Raw genomic sequence first — 974 nt, forward strand, 5'->3', positions numbered from 1 at the left:
AAGGACGCGGCGAACGGTCAGATCGAGGCGGGCGCGGACGTCATCTACCAGGCGGCGGGTCTGTCCGGTCAGGGAGTGATCCAGGCCGCTGCCGCGCACAAGGTGTGGGCGATCGGTGTCGACTCCGACCAGTACGAGCAGAGCGCGCTGGCCCAGTACAAGGACTACATCCTCGGCTCGGCGCTGAAGAACGTCGGTGGCGCTGTCTACGAGCTGAGCAAGTCGGTCGTCGAGGGCAAGCCGCTCAGCGGTGAGCAGCGTGGCGACCTCAAGTCCGGCGGCGTCGGCTTCGCGGACTCCAACCCGAAGTACAAGGCGATGACAGACGTCGTCGCGGCGGTCGAGAAGGCCAAGCAGGACATCATCGACGGCAAGATCACCGTCAACACGAAGTAGCTCCGCGGGTCGGCCCATGACGTGAGGGCGCCCCCGGCCGACCCGGCCGGGGGCGCCCTCACGTCCGGGTGGTGGCCGATCGAGACCCGATCGCGCGGTGATCCGGGCCGGCGGCGGGCGCACCCCGGTCATGTGGCCGCGTGCGGCCGGGTGTCCGCCACGGCCCTCCTGCACCGTCGTTCACGGCCGTACCGGCAGCCCCGGTGCCCCCTTCTTCCCCTCTGGCCCCCATGGCACCGGCCGTCTCGCCCCACCCTCGCGGCGCGCCGATCCTCGCCTCCCGCAAGCGCCGCACCGCTCTCCGTGACCTGCCCCGTGTCTGTGGCCACATCTCGATAACGGACCGGACAGAAGGGGTTTTCCGTCTGGTCTACGCGCGTTACGCTGCCGCGGAACCAGCGCCTGGTACGGGCGCACGCACAAAGGAGTCTCGTTCCATGCGCCGGGTGTCCCGCTTTGCCGTTGCTGGCGCTGCAGCAGCAGCCCTCGCCGTCACCGTTTCCGCCTGCGGAAGCTCGTCCACCGAGTCTGCCGGAAGTGGCAAGAGCAAGGGCATAGGCCTGGCGTACGACGTCGGT

The 974-nt window shown here is 69.5% G+C and carries 1 protein-coding gene; it reads left to right on the forward strand.

The window, feature by feature from the left end; genetic code table 11:
• Positions 1-396: BMP family lipoprotein (locus VXC91_RS46080; RefSeq protein ID WP_329513283.1), on the forward strand; the 396-nt coding region annotated here is incomplete at its 5' end.
• Positions 397-974: the final 578 nt, after the last annotated feature.

The organism is Streptomyces chiangmaiensis, assembly GCF_036281785.1.
Taxonomy (GTDB): Bacteria; Actinomycetota; Actinomycetes; order Streptomycetales; family Streptomycetaceae; genus Streptomyces; species Streptomyces chiangmaiensis.